General features: G+C 61.0%; 12 protein-coding genes. All 12 read left to right on the top strand.

Going from position 1 to position 16,858, the window contains the following annotated elements; genetic code table 11:
* Window positions 1-172 precede the first annotated feature (172 nt).
* The 12 genes from AC07PA_RS20875 (at window position 173) to AC07PA_RS20820 (ending at window position 16,834) form a co-directional block, all read left to right on the top strand.
* The gene (locus AC07PA_RS20875; RefSeq protein ID WP_007855788.1) at window positions 173-1,252 is read left to right on the top strand and encodes a pilus assembly protein PilM; all 1,080 of its coding nucleotides are present in this window, start codon (window positions 173-175) and stop codon (window positions 1,250-1,252) included.
* Window positions 1,249-1,857, top strand: coding sequence for a PilN domain-containing protein (locus AC07PA_RS20870; protein WP_494608730.1), 609 nt, complete (start codon window positions 1,249-1,251; stop codon window positions 1,855-1,857). The genes AC07PA_RS20875 and AC07PA_RS20870 overlap by 4 nt, the downstream gene beginning before the upstream one ends.
* Window positions 1,858-1,860: 3 nt before the next feature.
* Entirely contained in the window at window positions 1,861-2,559 is a 699-nt protein-coding gene (locus tag AC07PA_RS20865; protein WP_494608729.1) for a type IV pilus inner membrane component PilO, read from the top strand.
* Window positions 2,556-3,101: a pilus assembly protein PilP gene (locus AC07PA_RS20860; RefSeq protein ID WP_494608728.1), complete on the top strand. Its 546-nt coding sequence runs from the start codon at window positions 2,556-2,558 to the stop codon at window positions 3,099-3,101. Before AC07PA_RS20865 ends, AC07PA_RS20860 begins: the two co-directional genes overlap by 4 nt.
* Window positions 3,098-5,233, top strand: a complete 2,136-nt coding sequence (locus tag AC07PA_RS20855) for a type IV pilus secretin PilQ (protein WP_494608727.1) — start codon at window positions 3,098-3,100, stop codon at window positions 5,231-5,233. The genes AC07PA_RS20860 and AC07PA_RS20855 overlap by 4 nt, the downstream gene beginning before the upstream one ends.
* A gap of 10 nt (window positions 5,234-5,243) precedes the next feature.
* Window positions 5,244-6,752, top strand: coding sequence for a putative Ig domain-containing protein (locus AC07PA_RS20850; RefSeq protein WP_494608726.1), 1,509 nt, complete (start codon window positions 5,244-5,246; stop codon window positions 6,750-6,752).
* Window positions 6,753-6,922: 170 nt separating this feature from the next.
* Window positions 6,923-8,074 (top strand): 3-dehydroquinate synthase, encoded by a 1,152-nt coding sequence (gene aroB, locus AC07PA_RS20845; protein WP_494608725.1) that lies wholly within the window; start codon window positions 6,923-6,925, stop codon window positions 8,072-8,074.
* 141 nt (window positions 8,075-8,215) lie between these two features.
* Window positions 8,216-9,388 carry a deoxyguanosinetriphosphate triphosphohydrolase gene (locus AC07PA_RS20840; RefSeq protein ID WP_494608724.1) on the top strand — a complete coding sequence of 391 codons (1,173 nt, stop codon included), beginning with the start codon at window positions 8,216-8,218 and terminating at the stop codon, window positions 9,386-9,388.
* A 108-nt stretch (window positions 9,389-9,496) separates the two neighbouring features.
* Window positions 9,497-10,162, top strand: coding sequence for a DUF1415 domain-containing protein (locus AC07PA_RS20835; RefSeq protein ID WP_494608723.1), 666 nt, complete (start codon window positions 9,497-9,499; stop codon window positions 10,160-10,162).
* Window positions 10,159-11,106 carry a class I SAM-dependent methyltransferase gene (locus AC07PA_RS20830; RefSeq protein WP_494608722.1) on the top strand — a complete coding sequence of 316 codons (948 nt, stop codon included), beginning with the start codon at window positions 10,159-10,161 and terminating at the stop codon, window positions 11,104-11,106. The genes AC07PA_RS20835 and AC07PA_RS20830 overlap by 4 nt, the downstream gene beginning before the upstream one ends.
* 101 nt (window positions 11,107-11,207) lie before the next feature.
* Window positions 11,208-11,915 (top strand): REP-associated tyrosine transposase, encoded by a 708-nt coding sequence (locus AC07PA_RS20825; RefSeq protein WP_494608721.1) that lies wholly within the window; start codon window positions 11,208-11,210, stop codon window positions 11,913-11,915.
* 182 nt (window positions 11,916-12,097) lie between these two features.
* Window positions 12,098-16,834 (top strand): glutamate synthase-related protein, encoded by a 4,737-nt coding sequence (locus AC07PA_RS20820; protein WP_007855770.1) that lies wholly within the window; start codon window positions 12,098-12,100, stop codon window positions 16,832-16,834.
* Window positions 16,835-16,858 lie beyond the last annotated feature (24 nt).

Raw genomic sequence — 16,858 nt, 5'->3', positions numbered from 1 at the left:
CTTTACGGTCTTGCAATTGCGCCGAGTCCGCCCAACCGATCGTGTGGTTTTGGCAACGCTCTGAACGGTTCAGATGGGGAAAATTCTTTGCCGGTGAACTACCTTACTGATAGCATTCATGTGAAGTGTTAAGTTTTGTTGCGTCATTTTGACAAGTTACAGGGGACCAATCTTGATCTCAACGGGATCTTTGTTCAGTCGCCAGGCTGCGCCTCTGCTGGGTATCGACATCAGCTCATCCAGCGTCAAGTTGGTCGAGTTGGGGCGGGACAAGGCGGGAGGCCTGGTCCTTGAGCGCTGCGCCATCGAGCCGCTGGAACGCGGCTGGATCACCGATGGCAATATCGAAAAGTTCGACGAAGTGGCGGAAGCCCTGCGTCGCCTCGTCAAGAAAAGCGGCACCCGCACCAAAAATGTGGCGCTGGCTTTGCCGCCTTCTGCGGTGATCACCAAAAAGATCACGTTGCCCGGCGGCATGACCGAGCAGGAGCTCGAAGTCCAGGTCGAGTCTGAAGCAAATCAGTACATTCCTTTCTCTCTGGACGAGGTGAGCCTGGACTTTTGTGTCATAGGCCCCAGCAAGAGTTCCCCGGGTGATGTGGAAGTGTTGATTGCCGCATCCCGCAAGGAAAAGGTGCAGGACCGCCAGGGCCTCGCAGAAGCTGCCGGCCTGAAGCCGGTGGTGGTGGATATTGAGTCCAATGCCTCGCGCCTCGCCGCAGGCCGTTTGATCGAGGCATTGCCCAACAAGGGTGTAGATGCCCTGGTGGCATTGTTCGAGGTGGGCGCCGTGACCACCAGTATGCAGGTCATCCGCAATGAGGAAGTGGTCTATGACCGCGACCAGGCATTTGGCGGTGCGCAGCTGACCCAGCTGATTGTTCGGCAGTATGGTTTCTCGGTGGAAGAGGCCGAGAACAAGAAGCGCAGTGGCGATCTGCCCGAGGATTACCAGGCGGCGGTGCTGCGTCCTTTTGTGGACAACATGGCCCAGGAAATCGGACGGGCGCTGCAATTCTTCTTTACCAGCACGCCCCACAACCGCATCGACCACATCGTTCTGGCTGGTGGCTCGGCCCCGCTGCCGGGGTTGACGGAAGCAGTCACCCAGCAGACAGGCTTTGCCTGCAGCCTGGCCAATCCCTTTGACGGCATGGAAATTGGCAACTCGGTGCGGCTCAAGAAGATGGTGCGCGAAGCGCCTTCCTACCTGACATCGTGCGGCCTTGCCATGCGGAGGTTTCTGCAGTGATTTTGATTAACTTACTTCCCCACCGGGAAGCCGCCAGAAAACGCCGCCGCGAAGGATTTCAGGCGACGATGGTGGCCTCTGCCATTGCCGGCCTGCTGATTGCCGGGCTTATCTACTGGGTCTTGCAAACATTGATCGCGGACCAGCAAGCCACTAATGGGGTCCTGAAAGCTGAAATTCAAGTACTTGAAGGTCAGATCAAGGAAATTGCGAATATCGAAGAGGAAATTGCTGCATTGCGTGCGCGTCAGAAGGCCGTGGAAGATCTGCAGGCCGATCGCAATCTGCCGGTTCACTTGTTGACGGAATTGGTCAAGCAACTGCCTGACGGCGTGTATGTGACCAGTTTGAAGCAGACCAACCAATCGATCGAGATCAAGGGGGTTGCGCAGTCCAATGAACGCATCTCGGAAATGCTGCGCAACCTGTCCAACAACACGCCTTGGTTGTCCAAGCCCGAGCTGGTGGAGATTGTGGCCAGCAACGTGGCGCTGAGCCCGCGGGACAGCCGACGCGTGGCGTCATTCAACCTTCGCTTCCAATTGGTGAAATCCAGCGAAGCCCGCAAGGCAATGGAAACAGCGGCAAGCTCTGCTAAAGGCTGACCCATGGCAACTAAAAAACTTCAAAAAGTCGACGTGTCTGAGCAGTTTGCGAATCTGCAGCGCCAGTTCACCAATCTGGATACCAAGGACCCTTCGCTGTGGCCACCGATTCCTCGGTATCTGCTGTGCTTGCTCATCGTCGTGGCGGTAGCTGCTGCACTTTGGTTTGTCAAACTAACAGACTATGAGGCAGAGCTTCAAACGGAAAAGGCCACCGAGTTGACGCTGCGTGACGACTACAAGAAGAAGCTCCAAAAGGCGGTGAGCTTGGATGCCTTGAAGAAACAGCGCGAGCAGGTTCAGCAATACGTTATTCAGCTGGAAAAACAACTGCCTAGCAAGGCAGAAATGGCGGCTCTGCTCTCCGATATCAACCAATCTGGGTTGGGTCGAAGTCTGCAGTTCGAGCTTTTCAGACCAGGGCAGGTTGTTGTGCGCGAATACTATGCGGAATTGCCCATCGCAGTTCGGGTAACCGGGCGTTACCACGACATGGGTGCATTTGCCTCGGATATCGCCCATCTGTCGCGCATCGTCACCTTGAATGATGTGGCAATTACCACACCCCAAGGGAAAGACAAGGAGCGGGATATAGCCAATGGTGTTCTGGTGATGGATGCCACTGCGCGAACCTTCCGATACCTCGATACTGAGGAAATTCAAGCCCAGCGCAAGACGGCAGCGAAGGGAGCTGCAAAATGAGATTTCTAAGAAGCGGCCTGGTGCTTGCCTGTGTGGCGGTGCTGAGCGGTTGTGTTGACTCTGGCGAAGATGAGGTTAGGCAATGGATCAGCGAAGAGCGCGCGCAGGCAAAGCCACGCGTGACTCCAATTACCGAGCCCAAGCAATTCAAGCCCGAAGCCTATACGACCGATGCTCAGCTGGAGCCTTTCAATCCGCTAAAACTCACGCAAGCTTTGCGCAGGGATTCGGCGCAATTGGCTTCCAATGCTGCATTGATTGCACCAGAGATGGCGCGCCGCAAAGAGCCTTTGGAAGCCTATCCGTTGGACACCATCAAGATGGTGGGTAGTCTGCAAAAGAAGGGGCAACCCGCTGCATTGGTCACGGCCGACAAACTGCTGTACCAAGTCACTGTGGGCCAATACCTTGGGCAGAGCTATGGACGCATAACGTCCATCAATGAAACAGCCATTCAATTGCGTGAGATCGTGCAGGATGCTACGGGTGACTGGGTTGAACGAACGACGTCGCTTGAGTTGCAAGAAGGGGTAAAAAAATGAAGCAGAACACTTTCGGAATGATGCGATTTTTCAATCGGGGCGTACTTCTTGCGACATCGGTTGCTGCGTCTTCGTTGGCATGGGCGCAAGGCTCAATTGAAAATATTTCAGGTGCCATGCAAGGGGGGGTGGAGATTGTCCGGATTGATTTTTCGGAACCAGTTTCAGTGCTCCCGACGGGCTTCGTGACCCAGTCACCGGCACGTATCGCCTTGGATTTTCCTGACACCACCAGCGCATTGGGCAAGTCGGCGGTGCAGATCAATCAGGGAAATATCCGGTCTGCCAATCTGGTGCAGGCGCCTGGACGTTCACGGGTGGTGCTGAACCTGAAGCAGGCGTCCTCTTACCGTACCGAGCTGCAGGGCAAGTCGGTGCTGGTCTATCTGGATAGCAGTGCGGCACCCGTTGCAACCACTTCGCAACCTGTGAGCTTCGCCGAAAATGCAAATACGGAAGTGATGGCCATCAAGGACGTCGACTTTCGACGTGGTGCTGATGGGTCTGGTCGAGTCGTTGTAACCCTGCCCAATAATCAGGTCGGTGTCGATCTGCGGCCTGTAGGCAAGGGACTGACAGTGGACTTTCTGAAGTCCTCACTGTCGGAAGGCTTGCGCCGGCGACTAGATGTTACGGATTTTGGAACGCCAGTGCAGATCATTTCCACGACCCAGCAGGGCGAGCGGGTGCGCATGGTGATCGAGCCTGTGGGTGAATGGGAGCACAGCGCTTACCAAAGTGACAACCAGTTTGTGGTGGAGGTTCGCCAAAAGAAGGTGGATCTGACCAAGCTGACGCAAGGTCCGGGTTATAGCGGCGAGAAGTTGTCGCTCAATTTCCAAAATATCGAAGTACGCTCCCTGCTGCAGGTGATCGCCGACTTCACCAATTTCAACATCGTGACATCTGACACGGTGACAGGTGCTCTGACACTTCGGCTGAAGGATGTTCCCTGGGATCAGGCTCTGCAAATCATCATGGATGCCAAGGGCCTTGGCATGCGAAAGAATGGCTCCGTTCTCTGGATCGCTCCCAAAGATGAGATCGACGATAGAACAAAGAAGGATTTCGAGGCGGCCATGGCCATACAAAAACTGGAGCCTCTGCGAACGCAGGCATTCCAGATGAATTATGCCAAGGCTGTTGACATGGTTATACAGCTTTCCACGACTGTGGGTGGGGGAGGAGGGGTGTCTAACCGGTTCTTGAGCGAGCGTGGCAGTGCGATTGCCGAGCCCCGAACCAATCAGTTGTTTGTGACGGACACGGCCAGTAAATTGGAAGAGGTGCGTCAACTCCTCTCCACTCTGGATGTAGCTGTTCGCCAAGTGATGATCGAGGCTCGGATTGTCGAAGCTTCCGATACTTTCGGGCGTTCTCTTGGCGTGAGATTGGGCGCGACCGACCTTCGTGCTGCCCGTGGTGGCGACGGTGGATACTCCTTGGGAACAAGTGGCAATCGGGTTGGTTTCGGCACCAACTACAGCAATGCTGTTGCATCCACTTCTGCCGGTGGGGTGGTCAACACAAATGGTAACTTTGTGAACTTGCCTGCAACTGCCATTGGCGGCTACGATCCATCCAGCTTCGCGATATCTATTTTCAACTCGGCTGCGAATCGATTCCTGAATCTGGAGATTTCGGCGCTGGAAGCGGATGGCAAGGGCAAAATCGTATCCAGCCCGCGTGTCGTGACGGCGGATCAGACCAAGGCGTCCATCGAGCAAGGTACTGAATTTCCTTATCCTGTTACTGCTCCAAACGGCGGTACGGTAATTGCGTTCAAGAAGGCTGTGCTCAAGTTGGAAGTGCTTCCGCAGATCACTCCTGAAGGCAATATTATTCTTGATCTGGATGTCAATAAGGATAGTCCAGGTGAGGTGCTTAACAATGTGCGAGCAATCAATACCAAGCACATTAAAACGCAAGTACTGGTCGAAAATGGTGGTACGGTGGTAATTGGTGGTATTTTTGAATTGTTTGAAGACAACACCGAAACCAAGGTTCCTTTGTTGGGTGACATTCCAGGTGTGGGAAATTTGTTCAAAACACGTACAAAATCAGCCAACAAGCAGGAGATGCTGATCTTTATCACGCCCAAAGTCATTACCGACCGTTCGGCATTCCGTTAAAGTTTTTGAAATGGGAAAGAAAATGAAAAAATTATGGAAAGCCTTGCTTCTGTTGTCTGCCGTGTTACTGGCGGCTTGTGGTGGAGGCGGTGGTAGCGGCGGGGAATCCAATCTCCAATACCGCATTACCCTGACGACTGCAAAATCACAACTTCCAATTAATATTGCAAATGAACCGGTGAGGATGGGGGCTTTTGGTGCCTACACTACGACGCTTTATGTGGATGCGCGGGTTGGATCCAATCCAATTCCCGGTGGTGAGGAGGTATTTGCCTGTAATATCGTGCAAGGCTTGGATAGCGGTGTGTTGTACTATCTTGATGGCAAGGATGAGCATGAGGACGAGAACGGAAATCCTGCGGCGTTCCGTTCTATTGTTCTGGGAGCGAATGCGGGTGGAGCCTCTTTCCACTTTCATGCAATCAATCAGGCTGGCACCGCGCGCATTAGCTGCTCGGTAACCGATCCGCGTGATAAGAAGGTCTACAGTGCCAGTGTGGATATCAAAGTTGGCGCAGCAACTGGCAAGGTTGCTAGTGTTGTTGGTCGTGCGGAGGCACCCTTTGTTTTGGTTTCAAGAGATAGCACTAACAGGCCCCCTTATCGCAATAACATAGGTGTCCAGGCTTTTGTCATGGACGATGCAAACCAACCTATTCCGGAGCCTTCAGCACCCAACCTCCAGGTTAGTATCCGGTCCATTGGCTCAGCCGCAGTAGGTGCGCGTCTGCTGCAAGGAAATCAGTCGGGCAGCGTACTGCAAGTACGGACGATTGGCGGGATAGGTCTGTTCTCGCTGTCAAGCGGCACTAACAACGGCTCCATCGTGTTGGAATATGTCACGGACCGTTTTGACAATGACGTTACCAACGGTATCCAGGATCCGGTAACGGCTCTTCACGCTGTGCCTGTTGTAGACAGTGTGGCAACGGCCCCGCTGACCCTGCCTCCGCCGGCTGACCAGGACGCGGTCGTTGGCCTTCCTTTTGCTGCGGTGTTTCCTGTACAAGGAGGTGTTGGTCCTTACACGTGGTCTTCTATTGCTCTGCCAAGTGGCCTCGCTATCAGCAATGATGGTATTGTGAGTGGTGTGCCTCAAGGCCCTGGCTCCTACAGCGGAGTGCTGACGGTGGTCGACTCATTGGGAACTAAGGTGTCAGGCAATGTGAAGTTCACAGTGGCTCCTGGCGCATCGGTCCCCAACCCTCTGACGGTGAATGGCTGTGTAAGCAACGGCAGCTCGGTGTGCTCTCTGCCCGCTGCGAATGTTGGTGAAGCTTATCTTTACAGCTTGACAGTGACCGGTGGAAATGCAACAGACGCAGTGATCTGGACCTTTGCGCCCTCTACGCTGCCAGCCGGTCTCAGGGGCAGCAGCACGGGTAACAGCGGCGTGATCAGCGGCACCCCCACTGCTTCGTGCAATGCCAGGTTCCTGGTCACAGCGACCCGCGGTACGGTTACCGTGACCCAGCAGGTGTCTGTGCAGATCGGCGCCAATACGGCGGCTTGCCCTTAATAGGGTCGGGGGGTGGTTCAGATCTCTTGGATCTGTCGGGCCCCCGCTGCTTGAGTAAAGACCCCGTGGGCCTGGGCCCACGGGGTCTTTCTTTTTTGGGGGGCCTTGCAGTTTTTCTCGTCGGTGAATGGTCTGCAGTCGCGGTGGCATTCTGCGTAAACTACGGGCCTATGCCTGAAACCGTCGATCTGATCCCCGCTTCTCGTCCCGTACCCTCTGCAGGTATCGCCTCGCACAGAGTCGCCATCGATCTGGGCGATCGCAGCTACGGCATTGAAATCGGCGCCGGTCTTCTCGGTTGCCTGCAAGACGGCTTGGAGCTTCCCAATGGCACGTCGGCCTTGGTCGTCACGAATGACACCGTGGGCCCGCTGTACGGGGCTGCTGTGATCGAAGCGCTGCGCAAACGCTACCCGGTCGTGCACAGGGTGACCTTGCCCGACGGCGAGGAATTCAAAGGCTGGGAAACCCTGCAGCTGATCTTCGACGCCCTGCTGACAAATGGCTGCGACCGCAAGGCCGTGCTGTTCGCGCTGGGTGGTGGCGTGATCGGCGACATGACCGGCTTTGCCGCCGCGACCTACATGCGCGGCGTTCCCTTCGTGCAAATTCCCACGACCTTGCTGGCCCAGGTGGATTCCTCGGTGGGAGGCAAGACGGCCATCAACCACCCGCTGGGCAAGAACATGGTCGGCGCGTTCTACCAGCCCCGGCTGGTGGTTTGCGACCTGGCCACGCTCGACACCCTGAGCGCGCGCGAGATGAGCGCCGGGCTGGCGGAAGTGCTCAAGTACGGCCCCATTGCCGACATGGAGTTCATGCACTGGCTGGAATCCTCCGTCGACGCATTGCGTGCCCGTGACCGGAGGGCGCTGGCCCATGCTGTGCGGCGCAGCTGTGAGATCAAGGCCTGGGTGGTGAGCCAGGACGAGCGCGAAGGCGGTCTGCGGGCCATCCTGAATTTCGGCCATACCTTTGGCCATGCCATCGAAGCAGGCATGGGCTACGGCGTGTGGCTGCATGGCGAAGGCGTGGGGGCTGGGATGGTGATGGCCGCCGAGTTGTCGCGCCGCCTGGGCCTGGTGGACGATGCTTTCGTGTGCCGCCTGGTGTCCTTGATCGAACGCGCGGGGCTGCCCACAAAAGGGCCCGTCATCGATGCAGCCGACAATGCCGGCCGCTACCTGGAGCTCATGCGCATCGACAAGAAGTCCGAGGCGGGCGAGATCCGCTTCGTGCTGATCGACGGCCCAGGCAAGGCCATCGTCCGTGCGGCGCCCGATGCATTGGTGCGCGAAGTGATCGATGCCTGCTGCGCTTAGCGCATGCAGGGCGGGCGGGTTCGTGGGATGGCTGGCAGACAGGCTGTGCCTGTCGGTCGTCTCAGCCCTGCCAGGCGCTGGCCACCGTTCGCGGCCACAATGGGGATATCCTGTTGACGAACGAGCACTGCGAGCCTGTTGTTGAACCCTAGATCCGACCTTGCCGCCTACGCCAGCCACCCTGCATCCAGCAGGGGGCGGCGCCACCCCGAAGTGCCGGCACCGACCCGCTCGGAATACCAGCGCGACCGTGATCGCATCGTGCACTCCACGGCGTTCCGCCGGCTGGTCTACAAGACCCAGGTCTTCCTCAACCACGAAGGCGACCTGTTCCGCACACGCCTGACCCATTCGCTCGAAGTCGCGCAACTGGGGCGGTCGATCGCGCGCTCGCTGCGCATCGATGAAGACCTGGTCGAAGCCATTTCGCTGGCCCACGACCTGGGCCACACGCCTTTTGGCCATGCGGGGCAGGACGCGTTGCACGGCTGCATGGCCGACCATGGCGGTTTTGAGCACAACCTGCAGAGCCTGCGGGTCGTGGACCAGTTGGAGGAGCGCTACCCCCAGTATGACGGCCTCAACCTGACTTTCGAGACACGCGAAGGCATCCTCAAGCATTGCTCGCGCGCCCACGCGCAGCAGCTCGAAGAGGCCGAACCCGGCGGCGTGGGCGCGCGCTTTCTGCGCCGCGAGCAGCCCAGCCTGGAGGCCCAGCTGTGCAACCTGGCCGACGAGATTGCCTACAACGCCCACGATATCGATGACGGGGTGCGCTCCGGTCTCATCACCCTGGCCCAACTGGGCGAGGTCCCCCTGTTCGACCAGTACCGCCACGCGGCCCAGGCAGCGCATCCCCATCTGGGCGAGACCGCCATGCACCGCCGCCTGCTGTTCGAAGCCATCCGACTCATGCTCAGTGCCCAGGTGTACGATGTGATCGATGCCACCTCGGCGGCGCTGGCTCGGGTGGCACCGGGCAGCGCCGATGCGGTGCGGCGCTCCGAGCCCCTGGTAATGTTCAGCGATGCCATGCGGGAGCAGTCCTTGGTGCTCAAACGCTTCCTGTTCAAGAACCTGTACCGCCATTCCCAGGTCATGGAAACCACCGGGCGAGCGCAGCAGATCGTGCGGGATCTGTTTGCCGCCTACCTGCAGGCACCACAGGAGATGAAACCTGCCTTTGCGCAGCAAGCCAGTGCTGGAGACAGCACGGTCAAGGCGCGTGCGATTGCCGATTTCATCGCGGGCATGACCGACCGCTTCGCCGCGCGCGAGCACGAACGTCTGACGGGCCAGCGCCTGCTTGACTGAGGAACAACGGCGACCGCCGCTGGCTTTCGGCTGCAAGGCACCGCCAAAGACCGGGTTGGGGCCCGCCCGCTAAAATGGCAGGCCACCCCACGCGCCCAGCGCCTTTGCATGAACTCCCCCTCTTTCGCGGCCTCGCCATCGACCGAAGCCTCTTCGTCCCTTGCCTCGCAACCTGCCATCCGGGACACGGTCCAGTGGCTGGAACGCGCCGTCATCGGCCTGAACCTGTGCCCTTTTGCGAAGGGGGTCCATGCCAAGGGGCAGATCCACTATGCCGTGAGCCAGGCGCAGGATGCGCAGCAACTGCTGGCCGATCTGCGTGGGGAGCTCCTGGCCCTGGCGGGTCTGGCGGCTGCCGTGCGCGACACCACCCTGCTGGTCGTGCCGACGCCGCTGCTGGCGGACTTCCTGGACTTCAACGACTTTCTGGGCGAGGCGGAAGACCTGCTCGAAGAACTCGAACTGGACGGCACGCTGCAGATCGCCAGCTTCCACCCGCAGTTCCAGTTTGCCGGCACGCGCGCTGACGACGTGACCAACTGCACCAACCGCTCTCCCTACCCCACGCTGCACCTGTTGCGCGAAGAGAGCATCGACCGCGCCGTGGAAGTTTTCCCTGAGGCGGAAACCATTTACGAGCGCAACATCGAGGTGCTCGAGCAGCTCGGCCTGCCGGGGTGGGAGGCATTGCACGTCGGCCCCAGTTGTACTGCCGCGACTGCTGCAGCAGCAGTGCCGGATGTGTCGACCACCGCGACCGGAGGTAAGGCATGAACGCGCCCCGCAACAAGCAGGGCGCCAAGCCCACGGGCAAGGGCGCTTCTGGCTCGCCAGTGGATCCCGTGCTGTCCGAGCTGCGCCCTGGCCAGTCGCTCGAGCTGCTGCAGGAGCTGCACATCCTCACGCGCGATGGCCGGCTCAACCAGGATTCGCGGCGCAAGCTCAAGCAGGTGTACCACCTGTTCAACTTCATCGAACCCCTGCTCGCCGAGCTGTCGGCCGACGGGCACAGCCCCAGTCTGGCCGACCATGGGGCAGGCAAGTCCTACCTGGGCTTCATCCTCTATGACCTGTATTTCAAGGCGCTCTCGCGTGGCCATATCTATGGCATCGAGACGCGCAGCGAGTTGGTGGACAAGTCGCGGGCGCTGGCCCAGCGCCTCGGCTTCGGGCGCATGTCCTTCCTGAACCTGTCGGTGGCCGAATCCGCCGATGCCGCCGAACTGCCCGTGCAGATCGACCTCGTCACCGCGCTGCACGCCTGCGATACCGCCACTGACGACGCCATTGCCTTCGGCCTGCAAAAGCGCGCCCGGGCCATGGTCCTGGTGCCCTGCTGCCAGGCCGAGATTGCTGCCTGCCTGCGCCAGGGCAAGGCATTCCAACTGTCGCGCACGCCACTGGCCGAGTTGTGGCGCCACCCCCTGCACACGCGCGAGCTGGGTAGCCAGGTCACCAACGTGCTGCGCTGCCTGTACCTGGAAGCCAGCGGCTACCAGGTCACGGTGACCGAACTCGTCGGCTGGGAGCACAGCATGAAGAACGAGCTCATCATCGCGCGCTACACAGGCCAGAAGAAGCGCAGCGCCGCCGAGCGCCTGCGTGCCATCCTGCGCGAGATGGGGTTGGAGCAGGCGATGGCGGCGCGCTTCGGCTTGCAGCCCGTGGCGGTGCTCGGGGCAGAGGCCGACAGCAGCGCCGAAACCGCGGCGCCTTAGACCCCTCGGCGGGTGCCCGTGGGTGGCGGGCAGCGCATCGGATGAAAATGGGGACAGGTATATCATGCCCCTCCCACCCCATCTGATCACCTGCCTTCGCCATGGCCCGCCTGCCTCGACTGACACTGCCCGGCTTCCCCCACCATGTGATCCAGCGCGGCAACAACCGCCAGGCGATCTTCCTGGACCGGGCCGATTTCGAGGCCATGCTCGCGCTGCTGGATGAAAACGCCCGCAAGTTCCAGGTGGCCCTGCATGCCTATGTGCTCATGGACAACCATTTCCATCTGCTGGCCACACCGTCCACCGACGACGGCCTGCCGCAGATGATGCAGTCCATAGGCCGCAGCTACGTGCGTTACTTCAACCAGCGCCATGGCCGCACGGGCACCCTGTGGGAGGGGCGCTACCGCTCCACCGTGATCGATGCCGAGCGCTACCTGCTGGCCTGCATGGTCTACATCGACCTCAACCCCGTGCGCGCCGGCATCGCCCAGCGACCGGCCGACTACCCCTGGTCCAGCCACGGCCATTGGCTCGGTCTGAGCACCGACAGGCTGCTCACCACCCACGGGCTTTACTGGGCGTTGGGCAACACCCCCTTTGCACGCGAGGCAGCCTATGCTGCGCTCGTGCAATCGGGCCTGGGCGAGAGACAGCTCCAGGCGCTTACACAATCCGCGCTGAGTGGCTGGGCCCTGGGTGAGCCCGATTTCGTGGCCGGGCTGCAGAAGCTCACATCCCGCAGGGTGACCAAGGCCAAGCCGGGCCGGCCCCCTGTGTCTGCTGCTTCCGAAGAAGAAGTCTGAGGAAGATCGGGGGCGACGGTAATGTGTACGCGCCATTTCGCCCATTTTGATATGTCCCCAATTAAATCCGACTTTTTCAGTTGGTTAATTTAAATGGAATCTGACCCCAATTAATATGCTTGCCTTGCATGTTGCAATGCACTAATCTTGCACTCCCTGCGAAAATTCATGAGGAGTGCGCCATGACCACGGCTGCCGAGATACAGCATCTCCAACAACACGGTTTGTATTCATCGTCCAACGAACACGACGCCTGCGGCCTCGGTTTCGTCGCCCACATCAAGGGCGTCAAGCGCCACGACATCGTGACGCAGGCCTTGAAGATCCTGGAGAACATCGACCACCGTGGTGCCGTGGGTGCCGACAAGCTCATGGGCGACGGTGCGGGCATCCTGATCCAGATCCCCGACGCGCTGTACCGCGAAGAAATGGCCAAGCTGGGCGTCACGCTGCCTGCCGCCGGTGAATACGGCGTGGGCATGATCTTCCTGCCCAAGGAGCACGCCTCCCGCCTGGCTTGCGAGCAGGAGATGGAGCGCGCCATCAAGGCCGAAGGCCAGGTGCTGCTCGGCTGGCGCGATGTGCCGGTGAACGTCGACATGCCCATGTCGCCCACCGTGCGCAAGAAGGAGCCCATCCTGCGCCAAGTCTTCATCGGTCGCGGCAACGACGTGATCGTGCAGGACGCGCTGGAACGCAAGCTCTACGTGATCCGCAAGACGGCCAGCGCCGCCATCCAGAACCTCAAGCTCAAGCACAGCAAGGAATACTACGTTCCCAGCATGTCCAGCCGCACCGTGGTCTACAAGGGCCTGCTGCTGGCCGACCAGGTGGGCACCTACTACATGGACCTGCAGGACGAGCGCTGCGTCTCGGCCATCGGCCTGGTGCACCAGCGTTTCTCGACCAACACCTTCCCCGAGTGGCCCTTGGCCCACCCCTACCGCTACGTGGCGCACAACGGTGAAATCAACACCGTCAAGGGCAACTACAACTGGATGAAGGCGCGCGAGGGCGTGATGGCTTCGCCCGTGCTTGCGGCCGACCTGCACAAGCTCTATCCCATCAGCTTCGCCGACCAGTCCGACACCGCCACGTTCGACAACTGCCTCGAGCTGCTGACCATGGCCGGGTACCCCATCAGCCAGGCCGTGATGATGATGATCCCCGAGCCCTGGGAGCAGCACACCACCATGGACGAGCGCCGCCGCGCCTTCTATGAATACCATGCCGCGATGATGGAGCCCTGGGACGGCCCGGCCTCCATCGTCTTCACCGATGGCCGCCAGATCGGCGCCACGCTGGACCGCAACGGCCTGCGCCCTTCGCGCTACTGCATCACCGACGATGATCTGGTCGTCATGGCCTCGGAATCGGGCGTGCTGCCGATCCCCGAGAACAAGATCGTGCGCAAGTGGCGCCTGCAGCCCGGCAAGATGTTCCTCATCGACCTGGAGCAGGGCCGCATGATCGACGACGAGGAGCTCAAGGCCAACGTCGTCAACACCAAGCCCTACAAGCAGTGGATCGAGAACCTGCGCATCAAGCTCGACAGCATCGACGCTGCCGCGGACGCGCCCGTGGCCCAGGCTGCCACGCTGCCATTGCTCGACCGCCAGCAGGCCTTCGGCTACACGCAGGAAGACATCAAGTTCCTGATGGCCCCCATGGCCAAGAACGGCGAGGAGGGCATCGGCTCCATGGGCAACGACAGCCCGCTGGCCGTGCTCTCGGGCAAGAACAAGCCGCTGTTCAACTACTTCAAGCAGCTGTTCGCCCAGGTGACCAACCCGCCGATCGACCCGATCCGCGAGGCCATCGTGATGTCGCTCAACAGCTTCATCGGCCCCAAGCCGAACCTGCTGGACATCAACCAGGTCAACCCGCCGATGCGGCTCGAAGTGAGCCAGCCCGTGCTCGACTTCGCCGACATGGCCAAGCTGCGCGACATCGAGAAGTACACGCAAGGCAAGTTCAAGAGCGCCACCATCGACATCACCTACCCGCTGGACTGGGGCCGTGAGGGCGTGGAAGCCAAGCTTGCCTCGCTGTGCGCACAGGCGGTAGACGCCATCAAGGGCGGCGCCAACATCCTGATCGTCAGCGACCGTGCTGTGAGCGCCACGCAGGTGGCCATCCCCGCATTGCTGGCCCTGTCGGCCATCCACCAGCACCTGGTGGGCGCGGGCCTGCGCACCACGGCCGGCCTGGTGGTCGAGACCGGCACCGCACGCGAAGTGCACCACTTCGCCGTGCTGGGCGGCTACGGCGCCGAAGCCGTGCACCCCTACCTCGCGATGGAAACCCTGACCGAGATGCACAAGGACATGCCCGGCGACCTGTCGCCGGACAAGGCCATCTACAACTACGTCAAGGCCATCGGCAAGGGCCTGTCGAAGATCATGTCCAAGATGGGCGTGAGCACCTACATGAGCTACTGCGGCGCGCAGCTGTTCGAGGCCATCGGCCTGAACACCGACACCGTGGGCAAGTACTTCACCGGCACCGCCAGCCGCGTGGAAGGCATCGGCGTGTTCGAGATCGCCGAGGAAGCCATCCGCATGCACAAGGCCGCCTTCGGCGATGACCCCGTGCTCGAAACCATGCTCGACGCCGGCGGCGAATACGCCTGGCGCGCCCGTGGCGAAGAGCACATGTGGAGCCCCGACGCGATCGCCAAGCTGCAGCATTCCACGCGTGCCAACAACTGGAACACGTACAAGGAATACGCGCAGATCATCAACGACCAGAGCAAGCGCCACATGACGCTGCGCGGCCTGTTCGAGTTCAAGATCGATCCTGCCAAGGCCATCCCGGTGGACGAGGTCGAGCCCGCCAAGGAGATCGTCAAGCGCTTCGCCACCGGCGCCATGTCGCTGGGCTCCATCTCCACCGAAGCCCATGCCACGCTGGCCGTGGCCATGAACCGCATCGGCGGCAAGAGCAACACCGGCGAGGGCGGCGAGGACGCTGCGCGCTACCGCAACGAACTCAAGGGCATCCCGATCAAGCAGGGCGATTCGCTCAAGAGCGTGATCGGCGCCGAGAACGTCGAGGTCGACCTGCCCCTGCAGGACGGTGACTCCCTGCGCAGCCGCATCAAGCAGGTGGCCTCGGGCCGCTTCGGCGTCACGGCCGAGTACCTGTCCTCGGCCGACCAGATCCAGATCAAGATGGCGCAGGGCGCCAAGCCCGGCGAAGGCGGTCAGCTGCCTGGTGGCAAGGTCTCCAACTACATCGGCAAGCTGCGCCACAGCGTGCCCGGCGTGGGCCTGATCTCGCCCCCGCCGCACCATGACATCTACTCCATCGAAGACCTGGCCCAGCTGATCCACGACCTGAAGAACGTGGCGCCGCATGCCAGCATCAGCACCAAGCTGGTGTCCGAAGTCGGCGTGGGCACCATTGCCGCGGGCGTCACCAAGTGCAAGAGCGATCACATCGTGATCGCCGGCCATGACGGCGGTACGGGCGCATCGCCCTGGTCGTCGATCAAGCACGCGGGCGGTCCCTGGGAGATCGGCCTGGCCGAAACCCAGCAGACCCTGGTGCTCAACCGCCTGCGCGGCCGCGTGCGCGTGCAGGCCGACGGCCAGATGAAGACCGGCCGCGACGTCGCCATCGGCGCGCTGCTCGGTGCCGACGAATTCGGCTTCGCCACGGCGCCGCTGGTCGTCGAAGGCTGCATCATGATGCGCAAGTGCCACCTGAACACCTGCCCGGTGGGCGTGGCCACGCAGGACCCGGCGCTGCGCGCCAAGTTCTCGGGCAAGCCCGAGCACGTGGTCAACTACTTCTTCTTCATCGCCGAAGAAGTGCGCCAGATCATGGCCCAGCTGGGCATCCGCAAGTTCGACGACCTGATCGGCCGCTCCGACCTGCTCGACACGCGTTCCGGCATCGCCCACTGGAAGGCCCGTGGCCTCGATTTCGGCCGCCTGTTCGCCCAGCCTAACGTGCCTGCCGACGTGCCCCGCTTCCATGTGGACGTGCAGGACCACAACATCGAGCACACGCTGGACCGCAAGCTCATCGAGCGCAGCCGCCCTGCCATCGACAAGGGCGAGCGCGTGCAGTTCATCGAGGTGGCGCGCAACGTCAACCGCTCCGTGGGCGCCATGCTCTCGGGTGCCGTGACGCGGGCCCATCCCGAAGGCCTGCCGGATGACACCATCCGCATCCAGCTCGAAGGCACGGGCGGCCAGTCGTTCGGCGCCTTCCTCACGCGCGGCATCACGCTGTACCTGATCGGCGACGCCAACGACTACACCGGCAAGGGCCTGTCGGGCGGGCGCGTCATCGTGCGCCCCAGCATCGACTTCCGTGGCGACTCGGTGCGCAACACCATCGTCGGCAACACGGTGATGTACGGCGCCACCACGGGCGAAGCCTTCTTCAGTGGCGTGGCCGGCGAACGCTTCGCCGTGCGCCTGTCGGGTGCCACGGCCGTCGTCGAAGGCACGGGCGACCATGGCTGCGAATACATGACCGGCGGCACCGTGATGGTGCTGGGCAAGACCGGCCGCAACTTCGCTGCCGGCATGAGCGGCGGCGTGGCCTACGTCTACGACGAGGACGGGCAGTTCGACACGCGCTGCAACATGTCCATGGTCACGCTCGAGCGCATCCTTCCGTCGTCCGAGCAGGAAGCCACGGTGCCACGCGCCATCTGGCATGGCGGCCAGACCGACGAAGCCCAGCTCAAGAAGCTGCTGGAAGACCACAACCGCTGGACGGGCAGCAAGCGCGCGCGCGAACTGCTCGACAACTGGGCGGCATCGCGCAGCAAGTTCGTCAAGGTCTTCCCGACCGAGTACAAGCGCGCGCTGGCCGAGATTTATGAACGCAAGGTGCTCGAGGAGCCTGCCACCCCCGCGGTGGCACCGGCCTCCAAGAACGTGGCCGTGCCCGCCAAGTAAGGCGCGGCCCCACCGAACACCCGC

The organism is Acidovorax sp. GW821-FHT09B03, assembly GCF_059418305.1.
This window is presented reverse-complemented; position numbering and strand designations above follow the sequence as displayed.

Coding starts and splice junctions, on each gene's coding strand:
- AC07PA_RS20865 (WP_494608729.1), top strand. CDS start 1,861: ATGGCAACTAAAAAACTTCAAAAAGTCGACGTGTCTGAGCAGTTTGCG.
- AC07PA_RS20860 (WP_494608728.1), top strand. CDS start 2,556: ATGAGATTTCTAAGAAGCGGCCTGGTGCTTGCCTGTGTGGCGGTGCTG.
- AC07PA_RS20855 (WP_494608727.1), top strand. CDS start 3,098: ATGAAGCAGAACACTTTCGGAATGATGCGATTTTTCAATCGGGGCGTA.
- AC07PA_RS20850 (WP_494608726.1), top strand. CDS start 5,244: ATGGGAAAGAAAATGAAAAAATTATGGAAAGCCTTGCTTCTGTTGTCT.
- aroB (WP_494608725.1), top strand. CDS start 6,923: ATGCCTGAAACCGTCGATCTGATCCCCGCTTCTCGTCCCGTACCCTCT.
- AC07PA_RS20835 (WP_494608723.1), top strand. CDS start 9,497: ATGAACTCCCCCTCTTTCGCGGCCTCGCCATCGACCGAAGCCTCTTCG.
- AC07PA_RS20830 (WP_494608722.1), top strand. CDS start 10,159: ATGAACGCGCCCCGCAACAAGCAGGGCGCCAAGCCCACGGGCAAGGGC.
- AC07PA_RS20825 (WP_494608721.1), top strand. CDS start 11,208: ATGGCCCGCCTGCCTCGACTGACACTGCCCGGCTTCCCCCACCATGTG.
- AC07PA_RS20820 (WP_007855770.1), top strand. CDS start 12,098: ATGACCACGGCTGCCGAGATACAGCATCTCCAACAACACGGTTTGTAT.